The organism is Flavobacterium sp. FlaQc-30, assembly GCF_044005885.1.
Taxonomy (GTDB): Bacteria; Bacteroidota; Bacteroidia; order Flavobacteriales; family Flavobacteriaceae; genus Flavobacterium.
This window is the reverse complement of record NZ_JBIPCO010000012.1, coordinates 1-22037: the sequence shown is the minus strand read 5'-3', so window position 1 is coordinate 22037 and position 22037 is coordinate 1. Positions and strand designations below refer to the sequence as shown.

Here is a 22037-nt window from a genome sequence, read left to right as displayed (position 1 = left end):
CCTTTTTAATTTGTAAGTTTGTAGTCGCCTTAAATTCTTTCTTGTAAAACAGGTAACGAATTGTAAATCAATATGTCATTACAAAACACTAACATTATTTCCAAAAATTATAAAAAACTTTCGATTCAGGTTTCACTGAACGGATTTTCATTTTGCTGTTTTGATACTTTAAATAATACCATTACTTCGTTTAACGAAGTTCAATTTGATACTACTCAAAAACAAAATAAAATCGAGGACTTATTTTCAGCATCATTTAAAAATTATCCTGAATTAAAAGAAACCTACGATGATATTCTAGTCATTCACAACAACAACCTTTCGACTTTTGTACCAACTGCTTTATTCGATGAAAATTATCTAGGCAGTTACTTACAGTATAGTACAAAAGTATTTGAATCTGATTTTTTCACTTTTGATAAAATCTCAAACTACGAAATGAACTCTGTTTATATCCCGTACATAAATATCAATAATTTTCTAATTGATAATGTAGGATCTTTTGAGTACAAACACGTAAATAGTATTCTAGTCGAAAAAATCTTGGAAGGTTCAAGAAATAATGACGAGAAAAAAATGGTGGTAAACTTTAACCCAAATCATTTTGAGGTTATCGTAGTTCAAAACCAAAAACTATTATTATTTAACTCTTTCGAGTATCAAACTCCAGAAGATTTTATTTATTATTTGCTTTTTACAGCCGAACAAACCAATTTAAATCCAGAGCTTTTTCAACTGGAATTATTGGGTTCAATAACCCAAAACGATCCGTTTTATGCAATTGCATACAAATATATTCGTAATGTATCTTTCTTAGACGTGAGTGCATTACAAGAAAAAAACAATTACACAACTGCTCAGAATCAAAAACATTATATCTTATTTCAATCATGAGAATTATTTCAGGAAAATACAAAGGACGCCGCATTTTTCCGCCAAAAAACCTTCCTGTAAGACCTACGACTGATATGAGTAAAGAAGCATTATTTAATGTTTTGAATAATCATTTTAGTTTTGACGGCTTAAAGGTTTTAGATTTATTTTCGGGAACCGGAAATATCAGCTACGAATTTGCATCACGCGGAAGCGCACCAATTACCTCTATAGATGGTGATTTTGGATGCGTAAAATTTATTAAACAAGTTTCATCAGAATATGATTTTGACATTGCAGCTACAAAAAGCGATGTTTTTAAATTTCTGGAGAACTGCAAAACATCATACGATATTATTTTTGCCGATCCTCCTTATGGATTAGATCAAAACACTTTTGAAAAAATTGTTTTAACGGTTTTCGAAAGAGATTTACTTCACGAAGACGGCATGATGATTATCGAACATTCTAAATACACAAAACTAGATCATTTGAGTAATTTTTCATTTCAAAAAAGCTACGGTGGTTCGTTCTTTAGTTTCTTCGAATTAAATTCGACTGATGACGATGAGGAATTACCGGGTGATACTCCAATAAAAATTACAGAAGAAGACGAAGGATAGTTTTCTTTTTACAGTACAAAAACCTTGAACTTTCAAGGTTTTTTCTTTTTTATTTAACTCTGCTTTCGTTCTCATCAATACTTTTTCCTTTAAACTCACTTTCTTTTACTTTTCCAAAAGAGTATTTTAAGGCTATCGAAATTTCATAAGAATCGACTACATATCGTGCTTTAGAACTCACAGTATTAATGGTAAAATCTTCGGTTCTAATCGTGTTTTTAAAAATATTGTTCCAGCTTAAAGTACAATTCCATTTTTTGAAAAAGGTTTTCGAAACCGCCATATCAGCAACAAACATTGGGTTTCTTTCAAAAACGCCAACTTTCTGTTTTGTCAATCCCCAAAAATTCAATACAAAATTATATTCCTTTGGAAGCTTAAATTCATTATTAGAGTAATAATAAAAATAGGGTTTTGAAGTCATAAATACTGCCGAAGCATCTTCAATTTTCTCTAAAATAAAAAGCAGCGAATTATTTGTTGTCCAAAACTTATAAGTAAAAGGCACTTCGAAATCAAGATTAAAACCTGTTTCTTTATCAAAATTCACATCTTTAAAAGTCATTATATTATTCTGGTCATCAAACGTAAAACTATTATAAACTGGATTTGTATTTTTATAATAACTCAACTTAACCGTTTTATCGTGATACTGAAAAGTCGACGAAATTTCGTTGATTATGGTAGGATCTAAAAATATATTTCTGGCATATAAAAAGTACGGATTTATATAGGTTGCTCCCTGACTTAAAGACGAATAATTGGGTCTTGATATACTTTTTGAATAGTTTACACGAATGTTTTTTGTACTGTCAATCGGAAATGTGAATTGTGCTTTTGGAAAGAAATTTGTGTAGTTTTTATCAACCAAAGGCAATAAATCACTTTTAAACTTTCCGTTAACATTCGTATTTTCAACTCTGACTCCAAATGAAAAATTAACCTTTTTAATCTTTCCTGAAAACTGACTGTATCCTGCCAAATTCTGCTCTTTAAAATCATAATTACTTATTTCATCAACATCCGTTTTATAATAATAAATATCAATATCCGATTTTGAATTTGCTGATGAATACAATCCTCCTACTTCTAATTTCAGATCGTTTTTAAACTTTTTCTCCATATCAATTCTTCCCGAAAAAACATTCACTTTAAAATCCTGATCTCGATTTTGAGTTCTCTCAAATTGTGTATCATTAAAATTATCTTGCACATTACTCCAAGATTTTTGATCAAAATTTGAATACTGAAAACCACTAAAAACAAGCAGATCAATTGCTTTTATTTTTTTAGAATAATTCAAAAATGCGTTTACAAAATTCTTGTCTCCCTCATTATCACTATACGTAACAACATTATTCTCTACATCCTTATTTTTATTATCGGTAATTGTATTTATAGGAAAAGTATCCGTCTGCAATTTACTATTGATACTAAACGAGAAATAATCCTCTTCGTTTATTTTATAAAACACGCCGCCTCCCAAAATAAATTGTTTTCTATTGGTTTGCGCCGTTACATCATATTTGGAAGCGATTTCTGCATTTGGAATTTGGTAATTGATACTGTGATTCTCCCATGGATTTAAACGATTATAATTAAAGTTTGCTTTCCATTCTAATTTATTCTTTTTAAAACTGGAATTAAATCCGAGGTAATTATTTAACTGTTTTTTAAAAGACGCTGTTTCAGAAATATCGGTTCTAAAACTATCTTTTTTACTAAACTTTCTTGTAATCAAAATTACAGATCTTCCTTCGGCTTCATATTTTGCAGATGGATTTTGAATAATTTCGATAGTTTTAATATCGGCTGGAACCAAAGCATTCAAATCGTTCATTCCTGCTTTTTGATTGTCAATATAAATCAACGGACTTCCTTTGCCTACAACCGTAATACTTTCTTTATCTGGACTCACTAAAACGGTTGGTAATTTCGCCAGCAAATCGACTGTATTTGGAATTGAATTGTAAATAGAATTGGCAACGTCAACTTTTATATTTCCGTTTGAGTTTGTAAAAATCTTTTTATTCTGATTGATAACAACTTCGTTCAATTGATTTGAAATCGAGTCTTTGGTAGTTTCATTTTGTGCATTTGCAATAAACGAAAGAACAAAAAGTAAAAGTGCTAAAAGGAGTTTTAATGGCATACAAAGTTTTTTGTTTTGAGATGATGCAAAAATGCTTCTAAAAAAGAATTACGTAGGTTAATTGAAGGTTAATGCGGAGTTAATGTCTAGAATATCTAGTAAAAGCACTATTTTTGAAATGAATTTTTACGTTTATGAAACAAAGAATCAATTTATTAATAACACTTTCGGTTGTCGCTCTGCTTGTCTTGTCGACCGTACAATATTATTTGGTAAAAACTGCTTATGATTATAAAGTGGCTCAGTTTCATACTCAGATCAAGAATGAAATTGCAGCAATTACAAATAATTACAGTGATATTGATGCCGTTTTAGTTTCTAAAAAAGAAGCGCTTTATAAGAATTTATCGGAACAATATATTAAAGGCAAAAATTCTAAAATTGATATTAAAAAAGGCATTTTAGAGAGTAAATATAATGACGTGTTAACAGAAAGAATTCAACGAAAGTTCGAAAGAGATTTACCCAATTTCAAAATTGACTTTGCTATTGTTCTCAACAAATTTATTCTTTACAAACACGCAAAAAAAAGAGATACTATTTTTTCTGAAAAGCCTTTTATTCAGAATAAATTGTACGGAAACCTAAATTCGCTGAATCACGCTTTTTTAGTTCGAAATTATGTTGGCACTACAAACGGAACTTTTGGAAATCAGGAATATAAATTACTTACCGAAGATTCTATGTATGTTTCGGTTATCGATTGGGAACTGATTATTTTAAAACGAATGACTTTTATTCTTGTTTTGTCATTATTATCAATTCTTACACTCATTTCGCTTTTTGTAATCGCACTCAAAGCTTTAATTAAGCAAAAAAAGGTAAGTGATGTAAAAACAGATTTTATCAATAATATTACTCACGAACTTAAAACTCCTTTAGCAACGTTGGGCATTTCGACCAAAATTTTAGAGCAGAAACACATTCGTGACAACGACGAAAATTTTAATTCAATTGTCAATACAATTTCACGCCAGAACAATCGTCTACAAAGTTTGATTGATCAAGTTATGGCAAATTCTTTGGCCGAAAATGAAATCGAATTGCAAAAGGAAAAAATTGAAACTGAGCATTTCCTGCAGATAATCGTTGATGATTTTAAAATTGCTTTTCCAAAAATCAATCTTAAAACTGATTTTCAAACTCAGAAAACGATTTTAGTTCTGGATAAATTTCATTTAACAACTGCTTTTTTAAATGTTTTAGAAAATGCCGTAAAATATGGATCGAACACAATTACAGTAAAAACAAAAATCGTAGAAAATCAGTTTTCTATTTGTTTTGAAGATGACGGAATTGGAATTGCAAAAAACAAACAATCACTTCTTTTTGATAAATTTTATCGTGTAGAGCAAGGAAATCTTCACAATACAAAAGGTTTGGGTTTAGGATTATATTATGTTGATCAAATCGTAAAAGCGCATCAGGGTTCTGTTAACGTTATTAGCGATTTAGGAAAAGGAACTCAGTTTACTATTTTATTAAAAGTTTAATTACCCTATTTTGAAAAAATTACTTTTAGCTGAAGACGATTTTGACTTTGCAGCAATTTTAAAACAATATTTAGAGCTTCATCAATTTGAAGTAACTTGGGCAGAAAATGGCGAAATAGCTTTAGATCATTTTAAAAACCAGACTTTTGATATTTGTATTCTGGATGTTATGATGCCAAAATTGGACGGGTTTTCATTGGCTGAAAAAATGATTACAATCAATCCCGAAACTCCATTTATTTTTCTAACAGCAAGAAAGCTGCAGGAAGACAAAATCATTGGATTAAAACTAGGTGCCGATGATTATATAGCGAAACCTTTTGAAGTCGACGAACTGATTCTGCGTTTGCAAAACATACTTAAGAGAATCGAGCAAAAGAGAAGTTTAGAAGGAAATAACACAATTGAAATTGGCTCATATATTTTTGACAACGAGCGTTTAACTCTAAACAACAAAAATCACGTTCAGCAGCTCACAGAAAAAGAAGCTTCACTTATTGAATATTTATATCTGAACCATAATCAGCTGTTAAAAAGAGAACAAATTTTAATGTCTGTTTGGAAAAAAGACGATTATTTCTCGGGGCGCAGCATGGATGTTTTTATAAGCAGGCTTAGAAAGTATTTTAATTCAGATCCAAAAATCAGTATTGAAAGCGTTCGAAGTATTGGCTTAGAATTTAAAATAGAAAAACCTTGACGAATCAAGGTTTTTCTATTTTAAACGAACTTTATTTTCCAATTACCCAACCTAAGGTGAAATTTATGATTGGAACAAATTCCGTGTCATATTCGTCAAAATTAACTCCCGGACCAGCATTAAATTCTAAGTTAAATCTTCCTTTATAAGTACGCTGTAATCCCCAAAGAGCACCAAGCGTAAACGAAGAAGAAGCTTCTCTATAATCATCATTTGTAGATATCGAACCAAAACTATAAACCGCGTTTGCTGCTAAATAATTTCCAGAATTTCTTGCTGTTCTTTTTCCTTTTTCTGCTCTTTTTTCAAGATTATAATAATGACGAAACTGTTCATTAATGGTAGGATAAATGGCAAAATTCGAATTGTTTGAATTGGCTTGAAAACCTAAACCTAAACTTGCTTCAGAATATAAGGTGTTTTTAGAATTAAATCCGTGCTCATAAACAAATCCAGGCAGTAATAAATTTATTTTAAATTGATGTTTTGCTACTGCAGTCGGAGCATCATCTTGTGCATTTACAGCATTTATAAAAAGAACAAAAAGTAATAGAATTAGGTAATTTTTCTTCATTGGTTGTTTTTAAATTGGTTTCGACAAAAATAACATTAAAAACATACCACAACTTAAAAAAACAAATTATTTTCTTACAATATATTATTGCATTATTTAATTAAAATAGCTGCAATCTTTTCATAAAGAGGCGTTTTTACACCATATTTCTTTCCTTCGTTTACAACAAATTGTGTGAGCGAAACTGCTTCGGTATTTTTGCCTGCTAGTAAATCTCTATGCATAGATGATGTTGCTTCTTTGGGAGATTTCTCTAACTTTATAATAGTTTGTGCAACAATATCTTCTGGTAATTTTAAACCTTTTGCCTGCGCCACATCTTCGATTTCATGAAGCAGTTCGATATAAATTACTTTAGATTCTAAATGATGCAGTATCTCGCCAATATTCTGATTTAAATAAGAAGTTACAGAAGCTAATGCCGAAATAAAAATAAACTTCTCCCAAACTGTTTCTTCTATATTCGCAGCCAAGTAACTTTCTATTTTTGCTTTTTTGAAGATGTTTTGCAGCTCTTCTAATTTTGAAAATGGTGCGGTTTTAGAACCAAAAAACAACTTTTCGTAAAAGCCAATTTTCCGAATTGTTCCGGGCGAAAAGATCATCGAAATAATATAAACACAACCTTGCAGAACTTCATTTTCAGGAAATATTTTCTGAATTCTTTCTTGTGCATCAACACCATTGTATAAAGGCAGAATCACTGTTTCATTCTTAATTGATTTTTTCAAAGACGATAAACTTTCTTCAATATCATACGTTTTTGTTGCACAAATTAAATAGTCTAATTCGCCAATTTCGTCAGGGTTATTAGAAACTATACTAGGAAAAACAATTGTCTCAGAATCATCGGTTACAATTTTTAATCCGTTTTCGGCAATCGCTTTTTGAGTTTCACCGCGCGCAATAAAAATCACTTCAACATCATCAGACTTATAATATGCTTTCGCTAAAAGTCCGCCAAAATAGCCGCCAACGCCGCCAAGTCCTAAAATTCCAATTCTTTTCATAGTCTTTTTTTGTCGCTAATTACACCCGTTATTACGCATATTTCTGTCATTTTGAGGAACGAGAAATCGCACAAGAAACTCCGTGACAAGAGTCTCGAATCTTTGTCGAATTACAAGTGTGATTTCTCGTTCCTCGAAATGACAAAAAAAACCTTAAATCCATTTCTCACCTGAGCATTACTATTACTCCTCCAAAACAGGATTCAAATCAAGCTCTGTAAAATCTCTTTCAGTTTTCGAAATTATAATTGTCGCCACCGTATTTCCAATTAGATTTGTAATGGCTCTGACTTCACTCATAAATTTATCTACTCCTAATAGAAACGCTAAACCTTCGACTGGTATTTTATGAAGTGCTGTTAAAGTAGAAGCTAAAACAATAAATCCGCTTCCCGTAACACCTGCAGCACCTTTTGAAGTAATCATTAAAATACCAATAACAGTAAGAATTTCAAAGAAACTCAAATGTACATCATACAACTGAGCCAAAAATATTACCGACATTGATAAGTAAATCGAAGTTCCGTCGAGGTTGAAAGAATATCCTGTTGGAATCACCAATCCTACAACTGATTTACTGCAGCCCATTTGCTCTAGTTTAACCATAATACTTGGCAGAGCAGCTTCTGAAGATGATGTTCCTAGAACTAATAAAAGTTCTTCTTTTATATATTTTAAAATCGAAAGGATACTTATTTTATAATAACGCAGAATGCTTCCTAAAATTAGAAAAACAAACAACGCCATCGTTAAATAAACACAAAGCATTAATTTACCAAGCGGAATTAAAGTTCCTAATCCAAACTTTCCAATTGTGTAAGCCATTCCACCAAAAGCACCAATTGGTGCAAGATACATAACGTATTTTAAACCGAAGAAAACGACATTTGAAAAACGTTCTAAAACTAAAATGGTTTGTTCTCTTTTTTTATAAAAATTTAAAGCGATTCCGCATACAATAGCCGCTAGCAAAACCTGCAATGTAAAATTGGAAAGAAAAAACTCCAGCCATGAAAAATCTTTTGCCGCGCCGTTTGTATATTGACTTGCGTCGCCTAAAGTTAATCCCGATTTATCAATTTTTCCTGGTTTAAAAATATAAGCAACTGCAACACCAATAGCTAAAGCTACGGTGGAAACAACTTCAAAATAAGCTAAGGCTTTTACACCAATTCGCCCCACTTTTTTTAAATTACCCATTCCAGAAATTCCCAAGACAATCGTCAGAAAAATAATCGGGCCGATAAACAACTTGATAAGACTTATAAATTTCGCTCCTAAAATTTCCATTTTCACTCCATTTTCAGGCGAAAAATGTCCAAGTAAAATACCCGCAATTATGGCTATTAAAACCCAAAAAGTAAGATTTGTGATTATGGTATTAAAAAGGCTTTTTTTTGCCTTTGAAGAAGATTTTGGAGCGGTTATATTCATGAAAACAGGTTAGTAGAGTTTCACAAATATATAAAAAAAGCAGACCTATAAGCCGGATTCTGTCCTTGATAAATCAAGGCCTTATCATTTATCTAGATTCCGAATTACTTCGGAACTCGAGCTACCTACCCTTCAACAACGGACGAGAAGCCCTTAAATGCTGATATACTTGGTATTTCACCGCATAGAGTTTACCTGGTTTCACTACAGCATTACCTGTACATACTTTCTGCTGCACTTGTCCTAATCCCGATAGCTATCGGGACCGACGGGTGTTACCCGCTATGCTTCTCTATGGTGTCCGGACTTTCCTCTCCCCACCGTAGCGGGCAGCGATAAGGCGGTCTGCTCTACAAAAGTAACGATTTATGAACTAAGAATAATGATTTTAAATTTCCGTTTTTATGAATTTTATCATAACTTTTTAATTTTAAAATAGTTATCTTTAAAATTCGATAATTTTTAAATTCAAATATTATGATTAGGATGTATCACTACGCAACTGTTTCAAAAGCTTTAGATCAATTGCATGAAAAAGGGTTTACGTGCGATTTTAATCTCAACTCAGACATTCTTAAAAAAAATCCTGAGAAATTTGAAATTGTACATGTGTATCGATACGAAGGGGAATCAGACCCAGGCGATGAGGCAGTTGTATACGGAATTAAGTCCAGTAATGGCAAAAAAGGTGTTTTTGTAGCAGGTTTTTCTGCCGATGCAGATCAAGAAACTGCCAAACTTTTATTTGATTTAAGCATTAAAGGAAGGTAATTTTCAGGACTTGATCCTGTTGTAACTTTTCATTTTATTAAAGTAATCACAATCTATGTCATCTTGAAGAATTAAGAAATTTTCATTAGCAGCTCGCCAAAAAATTGGTTATTTACATTGCAGAGTTTCTTGCGAAAATTATTCGTTCCTCGGGATGACATAAAAAAGAATTTTATCTTAGTGCCTTTTTTACAAAAGAATTAAAACTTACTTTTTAAATCCATTCTTCCATGAAGAATCCTAACAACTTCAATTTCGCTCTCTGAAATAATTTGATAAAAAAGAATATGCTCGTTTGACTTAAAACCAAATAAACTTTTTGCGACATTATCATATTTTTTTCCAAGATTTGGATTCTCAGCCACTTCCTGACACGAATCTAAAAGTAATAGGTAATATTTATCAGCTTGATTTTCTGACCATTCATCAAAAGTATAATTCCAAATATCTGCTAAATCTTCAACAGCTTTATTTGTCAAATGATATTTAGCCATTTTTTCTGTTTGCTTTTAAACTTTCAAGATGTTTTTTAGAATCAAAGTTCTCAGCACGTCCGCTCTCAAATCCTTCCTGAACAGCTTTTTTCAAAAGAAGTAATTTATTCTCTTCTTCCTCTAAAAGACGTAATCCTGCTCTAACAACTTCACTTGCGTTTTTAAACCTTCCCTCTGAAAGGCTATTTTCAATGAAGTTTTCAAAATGATTTCCAAGCGATATTGACGTATTTCTTCCCATGATTTAACTTTCTAGACTACAAAGTTACCCAAAATTGGTAACTAATACTGTCTGATTTAAAAAAAACTTTTCAATAAAAAAGAAGGTAATTATTTATTCATGCTGAGTTACATCATTGTATTGCCAAAGTACATTTATAATTTTCCATTCACCATTTGTCTTTACAATATGCATATAATCTATCCATGCATCTGCAAGCAATTTCACCGATGCTGTTTTTGCAGAAACATCTAACAATTTGACTTCTTTTCTTGGATTCTTTGGAAATTTATCGCCTTTTACATTATAAGTTTCTGCCAGTATAACCATGTTTTCAGCGAAAAACTCCGAGATATAATCCTTCTGTGCTGCTTTATTTCTAAAAACTGATCTTTTTACCATTCTAGGATGCAAGGCACTTTCCATCAATTTTAGATTTGGATTATGCTGCGCTTCAATATATGCCAAAGCTGCTCGTTTAATTTCTAATGTATCTTGAGCGGTTTGTGCTTGAAGCTGAATAAAACTAAATGCAATTGCGAATAATAACAGATATTTTTTCATTTAAATTAAGGTTTTAAAATTACAAACGGGGATTTTTGACTTCGATAATTAGATTCTGCTTTACAAAATTGAATTACCGCATTTTGCATTTATTAATAATAATCAATTTCTCTTTCTATCCTACTTTCTATTACTCCTTCTTTAAAATATGTTTTTTTGATCCAGTTTTTAAATTTATCATAAACGATCTCACCAGTATGTGTAATAACTTTTTCTTGATCGTCATCAGAAAAATCACTTTTTGATATATAAATTATTTTCTTAGGATTTTTAAAGGTTTTATAATAGCTTCTAATTTTGCCTTTTACTCCGTATATGTAATTACATCTTGATAATGAGTCTTTTGAAATCCAAGTCCTCACGGTACTTTCTAAAAAATCCTTATTATATTTCTCCTCAATCGTTATTTCAAACTCTTTGTTTTTTAGTTTTTTTGTCACTTCTTTATGTGAATATCTTGGGCTTATTTTTACAACGATTGTGGTATCCTTATTTTTCATGTATTCATACAGCGTTTGTTTTTCTGGATAGAATGACAATTTGGTACCTTTACCAGATTCGTTTATCACTAATCTTTCTCCTTTTTCATTTTCTGGATTAGTATACAAATCTTCAATCAATTGATTTTGGTCATTGTATTTATAAACCCTAAAATCCTGCAAAACATCATTGACATAGCGCTCTTGCTTAGTAACTAAATTTTTAGTAAATCTATTTATATATTTTTCTTTATAATTCTTATTACTAAATGTTTTTGTTGAGTCTGGAAATTCGGAATTATTACTGAAATACTGATTCACAATATCAAATTTCACACTATCATTAATTCTTGTAATAGTGGTAATTCTTTCCAACACATCAAATTCGACCTTTCTCCATGAATCTTTAGTGAATTTATCATAAAGAAAAAGAGATTGGATTTTTCCGTTTTTTGAAAAATAAACTTCTGAAACACTTCGAATAGAGTCATTTTTTTCACTCATTCTATAAAGCATTAAACTTCTAATTGTAATTTTTCTTACGTGTCCCTTAAAATCAATATCAGAAGGTATTATTCGCTCTTTCTCGATTTTATTGTTTTGACTAAAAACCAAACCATTAAATAATAATATAAAAATTAACAATAAATACCTCATCCCTTACTTTTTAAAACTCTGATTATTTTTTTTATTTACATTAAGAACAATTCTTTTGTAAGTATTTTTTGAAGATAAAAATAGTACTTTATTTATTACAAAATAGTAAGCTTTTAAAACTTAAAAAAGATGGAATTAATTGATCATTTTTTTTAGTCTAAATCATACTCCAATATTAGTTCTCAAAACTGACCAACAATTATTGATGATGATTGCAATTCTACAATTTCCGTGAGGGCGACACTTTGCAAGAAAAAAGCTTAATTATATCTGCATTTTTACAATAGGGACTTCATTTCATGTACGTTCAATTTTATAAATCATAGTTTTTAAATTATTAATTTACACATCTTACTTTCTCATATTCAAACCACTCAAAATCTTCTCCGAGATTTATGAATTTCATATTTGTGATTTGGTAATTTTCAGCCTATATTTGCTATCGAATAAAAAAGAATATGGAACAATTTGTAGTATCGGCTCGTAAGTATCGCCCGCAGACCTTTAAGGATGTTGTGGGACAAAAAGCCATTACGAACACTTTGTTGAATGCTATTGACAGCAATCACCTTGCTTCTGCTCTTTTATTCACAGGACCGCGTGGAGTTGGAAAAACAACCTGCGCACGTATTTTGGCTCGAAAAATAAATCAGCCTGGATATGATGATCCTAATGAAGATTTTGCATTTAACGTTTTTGAGTTGGATGCCGCTTCAAACAACTCGGTTGATGATATTCGTAATCTTATTGATCAGGTTCGAATCCCGCCACAAACTGGGCAATACAAAGTTTATATTATTGACGAGGTGCATATGTTGTCTTCGGCTGCTTTTAATGCTTTTCTAAAAACATTAGAAGAACCGCCAAAACATGCTATTTTTATTTTAGCGACGACAGAAAAGCACAAGATCATTCCGACGATTTTATCTCGTTGTCAGGTATTTGATTTTAAAAGAATTACAGTAAAAGATGCTAAAGAACATTTAGCAGATGTTGCTCAAAGTCAAGGAATCAATTTTGAAGATGATGCTTTGCACATTATTGCTCAAAAGGCAGATGGCGCAATGCGTGACGCTTTATCTATTTTTGACCGTGTAGTTTCGTATTGCGGAACAAACTTAACACGTCAAGCTGTAACTGAAAATCTAAATGTTTTAGATTACGAAACTTACATCAGCATTACTGATTTGATTTTGGAAAATAAAATTCCAGATCTTTTAATGGCTTACAACGATATCTTATCAAAAGGTTTTGACGGGCATCATTTTATTGCTGGTTTAGCATCTCATTTTAGAGATTTGTTAGTTAGTAAAACTCCTGCAACTATTTCTTTATTAGAAGTTGGAGAACAAGCGCAGCAAATGTATGGTGTTCAATCTCAAAAATGCTCCCAAGAATTTTTATTAAAGGGAATTGATATTGCAAATGACTGTGATTTAAAATATAAATTGAGTCAAAATCAACGTCTTTTAGTTGAATTATGCTTGATGCAGTTAGCCTCTATCAACTTTGATGGAGAAAAAAAAAAGTTGAGCAATACATAATACCGCCTACTTATTATAAAAACGGAAGTTTTTCTATTGTTGAAGTTCAAAGTCCATCTCAAAGTATCGGGACGAAAGTCGAAAGTCAAACTGAAACTTTAAAAACAGAAGAAAAAGTCAATACTGATTCTGTCGTTACAAATACTGCTGTTCCAGAAACACCAAAAGTTCAAACTCCTAAAGTTGAAACTCCAAGAAATGAAACTGGAGGCGAGCCAAAAGTTTCTGCCTTTTCTTTGGCTAGTATTCGCAAGAAAAAAGAATTAGAGCAAAGTGGTAAAACTTACGTTAAACCCACATCTATTCTACCTATTGAAGAGTTTACCGAAACTGAAATGCTTGTGCAATGGAATAAATATGCAGAGCGTTTAGGTCAAAAAGGCTTGAAGATTATGGAGTCGATCTTGTTAATCAACGATCCTGTTTTAAATGGAACCAATATTACTTACGAACTTCCAAACGAAGGTTCTAAGCTAGAATTCGAAAGTCAGATGAATGCTCTTTTAGGGCATTTAAGAGGTCACCTGCACAATCACGATATCACAATTGAAGTAATTGTAAATGAAAAACTCGAGACTAAAAGAAGTTTTAACGATCAAGATAAATACAATCGTTTGCATGAAATAAATCCAAACATTGAGCTTTTACGTTCAACATTTGGATTAGATTTACCTGGATAGTTTTATACTCTTTTCATTGCGAATTTTCGCAAAATTGTTTTTACAAGAAAACAGCAATTAACTTTAGCAGCATTATTTATTTAGAAGCCCGAAATTATACACTTTTTCAAGCCATTTTTTTCTTTGACTTTCTTTTGCTGTTTTTATGATTCCGATATAACTTACTTTTACTGGTTTTACACCGCAAAATTCTAAAGTCGATTTCTTTAATTGATTCACACTTGGTCTTCCAAAAAACAATCTGTAGTACCAGCCGGGCTGATCTAGAGTTGTGATAATATGCGCTGTTTTTCCTTTTAATAATTTATCCCACCAAACAGAATTTTCTCTGTACTGAAATGCCATTCCAGGTAAAAATAATCGATCTATAAAGCCTTTTGTAATTGCAGGAAGTCCACCCCACCAAACTGGATGTACCCAAACTAAATGATCGGCTCTTTGAATTTTTTCCCACGATTCTAATAAATCGGGCTCTAATTCGGTTCGTTTTTGATATCCGAATTTTAAATTTGGATTAAAATTCAGCGCTGCAATTGTAATTGTTTCCACAACTGCTCCAGAAGCTGATGAGCCTTTTTGATATTCGGCAGCCATGGCAAAATTAAAGCTGTCCGGATTTGGATGTCCATTTATAATCAGTATTTTTTTCATGCTTTTCTTTTTTCAAAAATACTTTTTGCCCGTTTTCTTTTACTAGACAAATGTCCTAAAAAAAGCTAAACACAAATTTAAATTCGGACCGATCTTTTCCTCCAAATAAAAAAAAATTGAGCGGCTTAAAAAACAGCTTTTCTAATTCGGCTTAAATGTCTAGGTGTAACTCCTAAATAGGATGCTAAATATTGTAACGGAATCAGTTGAAGATATTTTTGGTGATTTCTAAAAAGTGCTTCATAACGTTCTGCACCAGATAATTTTTGAAAATCAACCATTCGTTTTTGAAGATTTACAAACTCCATTTCGGTTAACTTCCTGCCTATTTCCTGCCAGTTGTAACTTGATTTATAAAGTTTTTCTAATGCATTTCGATCTAAAACCTGCAGTTCTGTATCAACCAATGCTTGAATATTTTCTTCGGCTTTTTCTTGTGTTATGAAGCTGGCAAATGACGCCATAAAATCATTTTCAAAAGCAAAACAATTGGTGATTTCATCACCTTTATGATTCATAAAAAAGGAACGAAGAATTCCTTTTTCTATAAATACGATTTCGTTAGAAACCTGATTTTCTTCCAGTAAAAAATCTCCTTTTTTGAGTTTTCTAAACGTGATTAAATCATCTAAATGTGATAATTCTTCATTGGATAAATCCTGAATGGATTGAAAAACAGCTTTCATTTATAGTATTAAAATTACTCTTTTAAGAAAAAACTCTTTCAATTCTTTTATCTGGAATAAGCCACAACATGGCAACTATAAAATAAGCGGCTCCAGAAATAATAACATTATAAAAGGAAGCTGCGATGCCAATTACATATAAAACTGCTGAGGCTTTTCCTTTTAAATCTCTTCCTAAAGCTTTGGCTAAAGCCGAATTTTTCCCCTCAACATCAAGAACTGTTTTTTGTAGGATTACATAAGAAATCGCGCAAAGCAGCAGAATAATACCATACAAAGCCATTGCTGCTTTTTCAAAATTATGTTCTCCCATCCAGCCTGTTGAAACTGGAATTAAAGAAAGCCAAAATAGTAAATGCAGATTACTCCAAAGAATTTTTCCGTTTACTTTTGATAATCCATGAATTAAATAGTGATGATTATTCCAGTAAATTCCAACGTAAATAAAACTCAAAATATAACTTAAAAACTTCGGAATAAGTGGTTTCAAATCTGCAAACTCATGTCCTTGGGGCACTTTAATTTCTAAAATCATAATAGTTATAATGATCGCTAAAACACCATCACTAAAGGCTTCGAGTCTAGTTTTATTCATGTAGTTAAAGTATAAAGTTTGCCACGAATTTCACTAATTTTCGCTAATTTTTCAATAAAAACTAAAAAAAAACAATTCGTGAAATTAGTGGCAAAAGAATATTTAAAATTAAATTTTTCCGTAGTACATTGCTTTTACAATACCATCTGAAAGTCCAATTTTAGGAACGTATATCTGGCGTGCTCCACTCCATTTCATTGCATTAAGATAAATTCTTGTTGCGTGAATAATTACGTCGGCACGATCTGAATTTAATCCTAATTCGGCAATTCGTTGTTCGTAAGTAAGTGAATTTAAAAACGCATATTGCGAATTTATATAGATATAGGAAAGCGGTTTTTCTTGCTGTTTTCCAGACATTTTAAACAACTTATTGATGTTTCCACCAGAACCTATAAGAGTTACTTCGTCGTAATCTGCGGTATTGGTTTTAATCCATTTTTCAATTTCATCCCAAACTACATCGTGCACCATATTATTTAATAAACGAACGGTTCCTGCTTTAAAAGATCTGGAATTAATCAATTTTCCGTCAGAGAATAAAGTAAACTCAGTACTTCCACCTCCAACATCAACAAACAAATAGGTTTCATCTGTTTTTAGTAAATGATGCAAATCTGTTGAAGCTATGATAGCAGCTTCTTTTTTACCATCAATAATCTCGATTTTTATGTCGGCTTTTTTCTTAATTAGAGCTACAACCTCTTTTGCATTGTATGCCTCGCGCATTGCCGAAGTTGCAAACGCCATATAGCGTTCTACTTTATGTACTTTCATCAAAAGATTGAATGCTTTCATCGCATCAACCATTCGATCTATATTTTCTTCTGAAATTTCACCTACTGTAAAGGCATCTTGTCCCAAACGAATTGGCACACGAACAAGTGAACTTTTGTTAAACTGCGGTTCTTTGCCATCTTGCTCTACAACATTCGATATCAGAAGCCTCATGGCATTTGATCCAATATCTATTGCTGCAAATTTCCTTATATTAATCATGCTCACTTTATGATTTGAAATTGTTTTTGTTATTATTGATTTACTTTTTGTGGAATTTCTTCGAACTTTTTAATTTTATTCTGATAATATTTATAGGTTTCAAACTGTGCTCTAAACGATGCATGATGATTTCGGGGTTTGTACTTATTGTCTAATTTATAAGAATGGTATCTTACTTTAACGTTTCCTTTCCAAGCAATATTAAAGTTATCGATTAATTCTTTTTTAATTTCAAGATCATAAATTGGGCAGGTTACTTCTACTCTTCCGTCAAGATTACGGGTCATAAAATCGGCCGAAGAAATATACACTTCATTAAGACCTGCGTTTCCAAAAATATAAACTCTTGAATGTTCTAAGTAATTATCGACAATACTTATAGCTTCAATGTTTTCGCTCATTCCTGGAATTCCCGGAATCAGAGAACAAATTCCTCTTACCTGCAGCTGAATTTTCACACCTGCATTACTTGCTTCATATAATTTATCTATCATTTTAAAATCAGATAAACTATTCATTTTCAACTTAATGTGTGTTTTTCTTCCAGCTAAAGCGTGCAGAATCTCACGATCGATAAGTTTTACAAATTTTGATCTTGTATAATGCGGTGATACTATTAAATGTTTGTATCTGTGTACTCTATAATTTATATCGAAAAATTCGAATATTTTGGTAACATCTTTCAAAATCCCTTGATTACAGGTAAACAAAGTAACATCTGTATAAATTTTTGCTGTTGCTTCATTAAAATTTCCTGTAGAAATAAATCCGTAACGGCGCGTTTTTCCCTCTTCAAGTCTTTCTATAACGCATATTTTACTGTGCACTTTAAGACCTTTTATTCCAAAAATAAGCTCAATTCCTTCGGTCTGCATTTGCTCTGCATAAGAAATATTGCTTGCTTCATCAAAACGCGCTTGAAGCTCAATTTGAACTACAACTTTTTTTCCGTTTTTAGCCGCATTAATTAATGAACTAATAATTTGCGAATTCTTTGCCAGTCGATATAAAGTAATTTTGATACTGATTACTTTTGGATCTAAGGCTGCTTCACGCAAAAACTTGGTTAAATATGAAAATGACTGATAGGGCGCGTGTAATAAATAGTCTTTTTTACTAATTTTTTCTAGTATGCTTCCACCAAGGCTTAAACCTGGAATTGGCAGAGGTTCGTTTGGTTTGTATAATAAATCGTAGCGTCCTAAATTAGGAAAACTCATATAATCACGGCGATTATGATATCTTCCGCCAGGAATTATACTATCTGTTTCAACAATTTTCATCTTATCTAAAAAGAACTGCAGTGTATCATCTTCAATTAAATTATCATAGATAAAACGAACTGGCTCGCCTATACGGCGGTCTTTTACAGATGTTGCGATTTTTTCAAGCATACTTTTACTCAAATCACTGTCAATATCTAACTGTGCATCACGAGTAATCTTGATCATATGTGCTGAAACACTTTTATAATCAAATATGTTAAAGATGTTTTTTAGGTTGTAACGAATAACATCGTCAATTAAAATTACATACTGTTTTTCATCTTCAGACGGAAGAACAACAAATCTGTTGATCGTTTTTGGAATTTCTATAACAGCGTAACGTACTTCGTTGTTTGTCATTTCTAAACGAACGGCTAGATATCCTAAAGTATCTTTTAAAACAGGGAATTCTGCCAAATCATTCAATATAATAGTTACCAATTCTGGACTTAATTTTTGCATAAAAAAGTCTTTCAGGAAACTTTCCTGATTTTTGGTAATTTGATCTTCGTTTATAATAAAAATATTCTCTGTTTCAAGTTCTGCTTCAATATTTCCTAGAATACGTAAGCTTTCTGATTGCTGTTGAATTACAATTTCGGTAATATCTTTAATTAATTGATGTGCCGAAACTCCGCCTAAGTATTTTTCGCCAGAAATTCCAGAGAGACTTAATCTTCTAATTGCAGCGTAACGAACTCTAAAAAATTCATCTAAATTGTTTGAAAAAATTCCAACAAAACGCAGTCTGTCTAAAAGGGGAACCGTATTATCACCCGCTTCCTGAAGTACTCTTGCGTTAAACGCTAACCAGCTTTTTTCTCTATCGATATATTTTTGTTCGTACACTCTATTTATTTTAAATCTTTGGGGAAAATTGTTTTATGGGTTTTGCCTTTATTTATAGTATCCCAGCTTTCTGAATCAAACTGTAAAGATACAAAGCCTGAGGTTGGGACATTTTCTATAAAAACATCCCCAAATTTATTAACAAAATTTGTAATAGCCTCGTTATGTCCAAAAAGAATAACGCTTTCGAAACTATTATCACATGATTTAATAACCTTTTCGAGTTGTTTATCATCAAAAGTATAAAGGTCGTCTTTATAAACAATACTTTCTATAGGATATGAAATGTTTTGTGCAAAAATTAATGCCGTTTCTGAAGCTCGTGCCGCAGTACTGCTCCAAATAATATATGTTTTTGGAAGATATTTCGAAATAATAGCAGAAACATCATGCGCATCTATAATTCCTCTCTTCATCAGTGGCCGATCAAAATCTTTTAGAGGAGCTTCCCAACTTGATTTAGCATGACGTATTAAAATTAAATTTTTCATAAGCCGAAGATTTGAAACCTCAAAAAGAGGTCATTATTTTTTTTAAGTTCTAATTTACAAAAGATATTTTAAACCTTCTCTATTTTTTATTAGTGTTAACATTTTAAGTAAATTTTAACAAGAATAATTAATTCCATGACTTTTAAAACTCATAAAACCGTCTTTAGAATTTTATCTAAAAAAATGTACTTCACCTAGTAAACAATACAGTTCGTCGATATTTTGCAAATCAGTAAAATTTTAACTAAATAACTGATTATTAATTATTTACACCTATATCAAAAAATGATTTTCAGCCAAAAAGAGAAAAAATCTCACTATTAAATTTACCAATATTTGGCAAAAAAAATATTTTTTTCATGCCTTTTTTGATAAAAAAAGAGCACTTAAACGAGTTTTTAGGTTAGTTACAGAGAAAAAAAAACAAATCCAAAAACTCTACTATAATTTTGATTGTGTTAACATTTTACAAAAACCACAAAAACAAAATCCTAATATATGAGAACTAAATCTACTCTACAAAAAGTGGGAAAATTGATTGAATGTTGTAAGTATATTTTCCCCTTTCAAAAAAGAACTCAGAACGGAGATGTTCCTAAAATTAATTTAAAATCTATTTTTATAATGATTTTAGGTATCGTGTTCTATTCTTCGACTGTCTCCGCACAGGAAGTTCCTGTGCGAATTGGGAACACCCTGTCTACAAACAAGGCCGCATCAAAAACCACTGCAAAAACTGCTGCCATTAGTGCATTAGCTGCTGCTGGTTCAATAGATGTTGCCAATGCAGCAGCAGGTTATAATGGCTATACTGCCGATCAATTAGTTCGAAATGTTTTGACCTCAGGCTGTTTAACCATTAGTAATGTTCGCTTTGGTTATTACAAAAAGAACAACAACAATAGCTGGACCTGGAATAATCATTCTTGGTCAAATACTGCTGGAGATCGCCAGTTAGGGTATTACAGTAAGGCAACCTCGACATTTCCTATTGATGAAGGTATTCTTTTATCTACAGGAAAAATAAGCTCTGCAATGGGACCTAATACCTATACCAACAAAACGGATGAAATGGTAAATGATGCCAGCGATCCCGATTTAACTGCAATTTCTGGTAAAACAATGCATGATGCATCAATATTAGAATTTGACTTTATTCCTGATGGAAATTTAGTTGAATTTAAATTTGTTTTTGCATCAGAAGAGTACTTGGAATATGTTCATACTGCTTTTAATGATGCCTTTGGATTTTTCTTAAGTGGTTTTGGAATTACTGGAACTTATACCAACAATGCTATAAATCTTGCGCAGCTCCCAAATGGTGACGCAGTAACAATTAATAATATACACTCTGCAGGATCAAATGAAGACGGCAATTCTTTTCCAGATCATAATGTCGCTTATTATGTAAATAACCCGCCAGGTTCTGCTACTATGGAATTTGATGGATCAACAGTAGTTTTAACTGCAACATATGCTGTTACAGCAGGAAAAAACTACAAAATAAAAATGGCAATTGCTGATGCCTCTGACCAAAAATGGGACGCGGGTGTATTTTTAAAAGCAAAAAGTTTTGCAACAAATACATTAGTTATCACCAATCCGGCGCCAGTTTGCGTTAATGGAACTGCGAATCTTACCTTGCCGGCAATTACTGCAGGAAGTACTGCTGGTTTGACTTATACTTATTGGACAGACTCTGCTGCAACTATTCCTTATAACACACCAACTGCAGCTCCTGTTGGAACTTATTACATCAAAGGAACTAATACCCAATCGGGATGCTCTGACATCAAACCTGTAGTTGTGAGTCAAACCAATATCGTTATTACCGAAACTACAGCATCTCACGTCGATGTTAAATGTAAAGGAGGTACGACAGGAACTGCAACTGTAACAGCCTCTGGCGGAACAGGTCCTTATACTTATTCATGGAACACAACACCAGTTCAAACTAGTGCAACAGCAACAAACTTAGCTGCTGGTACCTATACCGTGACTGTAACCGATTCAAAAGGATGTAGTAATACTAAACAAATAACAATTATACAACCAACAGACGGTATTACTATCACAGAAACTTCTAAGACAGATGTAAAATGTTTTGGACAATTAACTGGAGCTATCGATTTGACTGTAACCGGCGGAACTGGAACATACACTTACTCTTGGAAAAAAGATACCAATGCAATTGCTGCAACTTCTCAGGATTTAACTGGAATTGGCGCTGGAA

General features: G+C 31.9%; 22 protein-coding genes and 1 other RNA gene. 8 read left to right on the top strand and 15 right to left on the bottom strand.

Going from position 1 to position 22037, the window contains the following annotated elements:
• Window positions 1-72: 72 nt before the first annotated feature.
• Window positions 73-894, top strand: coding sequence for a DUF3822 family protein (locus ACHRV0_RS21195; RefSeq protein WP_395442414.1), 822 nt, complete (start codon window positions 73-75; stop codon window positions 892-894).
• Window positions 891-1496: an RsmD family RNA methyltransferase gene (locus ACHRV0_RS21190; RefSeq protein WP_089056136.1), complete on the top strand. Its 606-nt coding sequence runs from the start codon at window positions 891-893 to the stop codon at window positions 1494-1496. Before ACHRV0_RS21195 ends, ACHRV0_RS21190 begins: the two co-directional genes overlap by 4 nt.
• A 49-nt stretch (window positions 1497-1545) precedes the next feature.
• On the opposite strand, the gene ACHRV0_RS21185 is transcribed toward ACHRV0_RS21190, so the two are convergent.
• A complete protein-coding gene (locus tag ACHRV0_RS21185; protein WP_395442413.1) occupies window positions 1546-3648 on the bottom strand; it encodes a TonB-dependent receptor domain-containing protein in 2103 nt (700 codons plus the stop codon).
• 134 nt (window positions 3649-3782) lie between these two features.
• Here ACHRV0_RS21185 and ACHRV0_RS21180 point away from each other — a divergent pair, with 134 nt between their 5' ends.
• Both ACHRV0_RS21180 and ACHRV0_RS21175 read left to right on the top strand, forming a co-directional pair.
• Window positions 3783-5141, top strand: a complete 1359-nt coding sequence (locus ACHRV0_RS21180; RefSeq protein WP_395442412.1) for a sensor histidine kinase — start codon at window positions 3783-3785, stop codon at window positions 5139-5141.
• A gap of 10 nt (window positions 5142-5151) precedes the next feature.
• On the top strand, window positions 5152-5841 hold the full coding sequence (locus tag ACHRV0_RS21175; protein WP_395442411.1) for a response regulator transcription factor: 690 nt from the start codon (window positions 5152-5154) through the stop codon (window positions 5839-5841).
• 31 nt (window positions 5842-5872) lie between these two features.
• On the opposite strand, the gene ACHRV0_RS21170 is transcribed toward ACHRV0_RS21175, so the two are convergent.
• The 4 genes from ACHRV0_RS21170 to rnpB form a co-directional block, all read right to left on the bottom strand.
• Window positions 5873-6415, bottom strand: a complete 543-nt coding sequence (locus tag ACHRV0_RS21170) for a DUF3575 domain-containing protein (RefSeq protein WP_129025904.1) — start codon at window positions 6413-6415, stop codon at window positions 5873-5875.
• A gap of 92 nt (window positions 6416-6507) precedes the next feature.
• Window positions 6508-7425 carry a ketopantoate reductase family protein gene (locus ACHRV0_RS21165; protein WP_395442409.1) on the bottom strand — a complete coding sequence of 306 codons (918 nt, stop codon included), beginning with the start codon at window positions 7423-7425 and terminating at the stop codon, window positions 6508-6510.
• A 183-nt stretch (window positions 7426-7608) separates the two neighbouring features.
• The gene (locus tag ACHRV0_RS21160; protein WP_395442408.1) at window positions 7609-8859 is read right to left on the bottom strand and encodes a cation:dicarboxylate symporter family transporter; all 1251 of its coding nucleotides are present in this window, start codon (window positions 8857-8859) and stop codon (window positions 7609-7611) included.
• Window positions 8860-8891: 32 nt separating this feature from the next.
• An RNA gene (gene rnpB, locus ACHRV0_RS21155) (RNase P RNA component class A) lies at window positions 8892-9211 on the bottom strand.
• 125 nt (window positions 9212-9336) lie between these two features.
• Between rnpB and ACHRV0_RS21150 the strand changes: the two genes are divergently transcribed.
• On the top strand, window positions 9337-9630 hold the full coding sequence (locus ACHRV0_RS21150) for a hypothetical protein (RefSeq protein WP_089056090.1): 294 nt from the start codon (window positions 9337-9339) through the stop codon (window positions 9628-9630).
• 200 nt (window positions 9631-9830) lie between these two features.
• Here the strand turns inward: ACHRV0_RS21150 and ACHRV0_RS21145 are convergent, their stop codons facing one another.
• From ACHRV0_RS21145 to ACHRV0_RS21130, 4 genes are all read right to left on the bottom strand, one after another.
• Window positions 9831-10124, bottom strand: a complete 294-nt coding sequence (locus tag ACHRV0_RS21145) for a type II toxin-antitoxin system RelE/ParE family toxin (RefSeq protein WP_395442406.1) — start codon at window positions 10122-10124, stop codon at window positions 9831-9833.
• Window positions 10117-10365 (bottom strand): type II toxin-antitoxin system ParD family antitoxin, encoded by a 249-nt coding sequence (locus tag ACHRV0_RS21140; RefSeq protein ID WP_395442404.1) that lies wholly within the window; start codon window positions 10363-10365, stop codon window positions 10117-10119. The genes ACHRV0_RS21145 and ACHRV0_RS21140 overlap by 8 nt, the downstream gene beginning before the upstream one ends.
• Window positions 10366-10458: 93 nt before the next feature.
• Window positions 10459-10908: a nuclear transport factor 2 family protein gene (locus ACHRV0_RS21135; protein WP_395442403.1), complete on the bottom strand. Its 450-nt coding sequence runs from the start codon at window positions 10906-10908 to the stop codon at window positions 10459-10461.
• A gap of 92 nt (window positions 10909-11000) precedes the next feature.
• The gene (locus ACHRV0_RS21130) at window positions 11001-12044 is read right to left on the bottom strand and encodes a hypothetical protein (RefSeq protein WP_395442402.1); all 1044 of its coding nucleotides are present in this window, start codon (window positions 12042-12044) and stop codon (window positions 11001-11003) included.
• Between the two features lie 458 nt (window positions 12045-12502).
• On the opposite strand from ACHRV0_RS21130, the gene dnaX reads away from it, so the two are divergent.
• Window positions 12503-13588 carry a DNA polymerase III subunit gamma/tau gene (dnaX, locus tag ACHRV0_RS21125; protein WP_395442401.1) on the top strand — a complete coding sequence of 362 codons (1086 nt, stop codon included), beginning with the start codon at window positions 12503-12505 and terminating at the stop codon, window positions 13586-13588.
• Window positions 13589-13824: 236 nt separating this feature from the next.
• Window positions 13825-14268, top strand: coding sequence for a DNA polymerase III subunit gamma/tau (locus ACHRV0_RS21120; protein ID WP_164975077.1), 444 nt, complete (start codon window positions 13825-13827; stop codon window positions 14266-14268).
• Between the two features lie 72 nt (window positions 14269-14340).
• Here the strand turns inward: ACHRV0_RS21120 and ACHRV0_RS21115 are convergent, their stop codons facing one another.
• The 6 genes from ACHRV0_RS21115 to ACHRV0_RS21090 form a co-directional block, all read right to left on the bottom strand.
• Window positions 14341-14919, bottom strand: a complete 579-nt coding sequence (locus ACHRV0_RS21115; protein ID WP_129026125.1) for an NAD(P)H-dependent oxidoreductase — start codon at window positions 14917-14919, stop codon at window positions 14341-14343.
• Between the two features lie 125 nt (window positions 14920-15044).
• Complete coding sequence (locus tag ACHRV0_RS21110) at window positions 15045-15605, bottom strand: Crp/Fnr family transcriptional regulator (protein WP_129026127.1); 561 nt, start codon at window positions 15603-15605, stop codon at window positions 15045-15047.
• 22 nt (window positions 15606-15627) lie between these two features.
• Window positions 15628-16200 (bottom strand): TMEM175 family protein, encoded by a 573-nt coding sequence (locus ACHRV0_RS21105; protein ID WP_395442400.1) that lies wholly within the window; start codon window positions 16198-16200, stop codon window positions 15628-15630.
• A 108-nt stretch (window positions 16201-16308) separates the two neighbouring features.
• Window positions 16309-17199, bottom strand: a complete 891-nt coding sequence (locus ACHRV0_RS21100) for a Ppx/GppA phosphatase family protein (RefSeq protein ID WP_129026129.1) — start codon at window positions 17197-17199, stop codon at window positions 16309-16311.
• A 32-nt stretch (window positions 17200-17231) separates the two neighbouring features.
• On the bottom strand, window positions 17232-19313 hold the full coding sequence (gene ppk1 / locus ACHRV0_RS21095) for a polyphosphate kinase 1 (protein ID WP_395442399.1): 2082 nt from the start codon (window positions 19311-19313) through the stop codon (window positions 17232-17234).
• 5 nt (window positions 19314-19318) lie between these two features.
• Window positions 19319-19804: a histidine phosphatase family protein gene (locus tag ACHRV0_RS21090; protein WP_089056043.1), complete on the bottom strand. Its 486-nt coding sequence runs from the start codon at window positions 19802-19804 to the stop codon at window positions 19319-19321.
• A 498-nt stretch (window positions 19805-20302) separates the two neighbouring features.
• On the opposite strand from ACHRV0_RS21090, the gene ACHRV0_RS21085 reads away from it, so the two are divergent.
• A partial coding sequence (locus ACHRV0_RS21085) for a choice-of-anchor L domain-containing protein (RefSeq protein ID WP_395442398.1) occupies window positions 20303-22037 on the top strand: 1735 nt, incomplete at its 3' end.

Bases quoted from the DNA above. Each gene is read 5' to 3' on its own strand.
- ACHRV0_RS21195 (WP_395442414.1), top strand. From the start codon at position 73: ATGTCATTACAAAACACTAACATTATTTCCAAAAATTATAAAAAACTT.
- ACHRV0_RS21190 (WP_089056136.1), top strand. From the start codon at position 891: ATGAGAATTATTTCAGGAAAATACAAAGGACGCCGCATTTTTCCGCCA.
- ACHRV0_RS21185 (WP_395442413.1), bottom strand. From the start codon at position 3,648: ATGCCATTAAAACTCCTTTTAGCACTTTTACTTTTTGTTCTTTCGTTT.
- ACHRV0_RS21180 (WP_395442412.1), top strand. From the start codon at position 3,783: ATGAAACAAAGAATCAATTTATTAATAACACTTTCGGTTGTCGCTCTG.
- ACHRV0_RS21170 (WP_129025904.1), bottom strand. From the start codon at position 6,415: ATGAAGAAAAATTACCTAATTCTATTACTTTTTGTTCTTTTTATAAAT.
- ACHRV0_RS21165 (WP_395442409.1), bottom strand. From the start codon at position 7,425: ATGAAAAGAATTGGAATTTTAGGACTTGGCGGCGTTGGCGGCTATTTT.
- ACHRV0_RS21160 (WP_395442408.1), bottom strand. From the start codon at position 8,859: ATGAATATAACCGCTCCAAAATCTTCTTCAAAGGCAAAAAAAAGCCTT.
- ACHRV0_RS21150 (WP_089056090.1), top strand. From the start codon at position 9,337: ATGATTAGGATGTATCACTACGCAACTGTTTCAAAAGCTTTAGATCAA.
- ACHRV0_RS21145 (WP_395442406.1), bottom strand. From the start codon at position 10,124: ATGGCTAAATATCATTTGACAAATAAAGCTGTTGAAGATTTAGCAGAT.
- ACHRV0_RS21140 (WP_395442404.1), bottom strand. From the start codon at position 10,365: ATGGGAAGAAATACGTCAATATCGCTTGGAAATCATTTTGAAAACTTC.
- ACHRV0_RS21135 (WP_395442403.1), bottom strand. From the start codon at position 10,908: ATGAAAAAATATCTGTTATTATTCGCAATTGCATTTAGTTTTATTCAG.
- ACHRV0_RS21130 (WP_395442402.1), bottom strand. From the start codon at position 12,044: ATGAGGTATTTATTGTTAATTTTTATATTATTATTTAATGGTTTGGTT.
- dnaX (WP_395442401.1), top strand. From the start codon at position 12,503: ATGGAACAATTTGTAGTATCGGCTCGTAAGTATCGCCCGCAGACCTTT.
- ACHRV0_RS21115 (WP_129026125.1), bottom strand. From the start codon at position 14,919: ATGAAAAAAATACTGATTATAAATGGACATCCAAATCCGGACAGCTTT.
- ACHRV0_RS21110 (WP_129026127.1), bottom strand. From the start codon at position 15,605: ATGAAAGCTGTTTTTCAATCCATTCAGGATTTATCCAATGAAGAATTA.
- ACHRV0_RS21105 (WP_395442400.1), bottom strand. From the start codon at position 16,200: ATGAATAAAACTAGACTCGAAGCCTTTAGTGATGGTGTTTTAGCGATC.
- ACHRV0_RS21100 (WP_129026129.1), bottom strand. From the start codon at position 17,199: ATGATTAATATAAGGAAATTTGCAGCAATAGATATTGGATCAAATGCC.
- ACHRV0_RS21090 (WP_089056043.1), bottom strand. From the start codon at position 19,804: ATGAAAAATTTAATTTTAATACGTCATGCTAAATCAAGTTGGGAAGCT.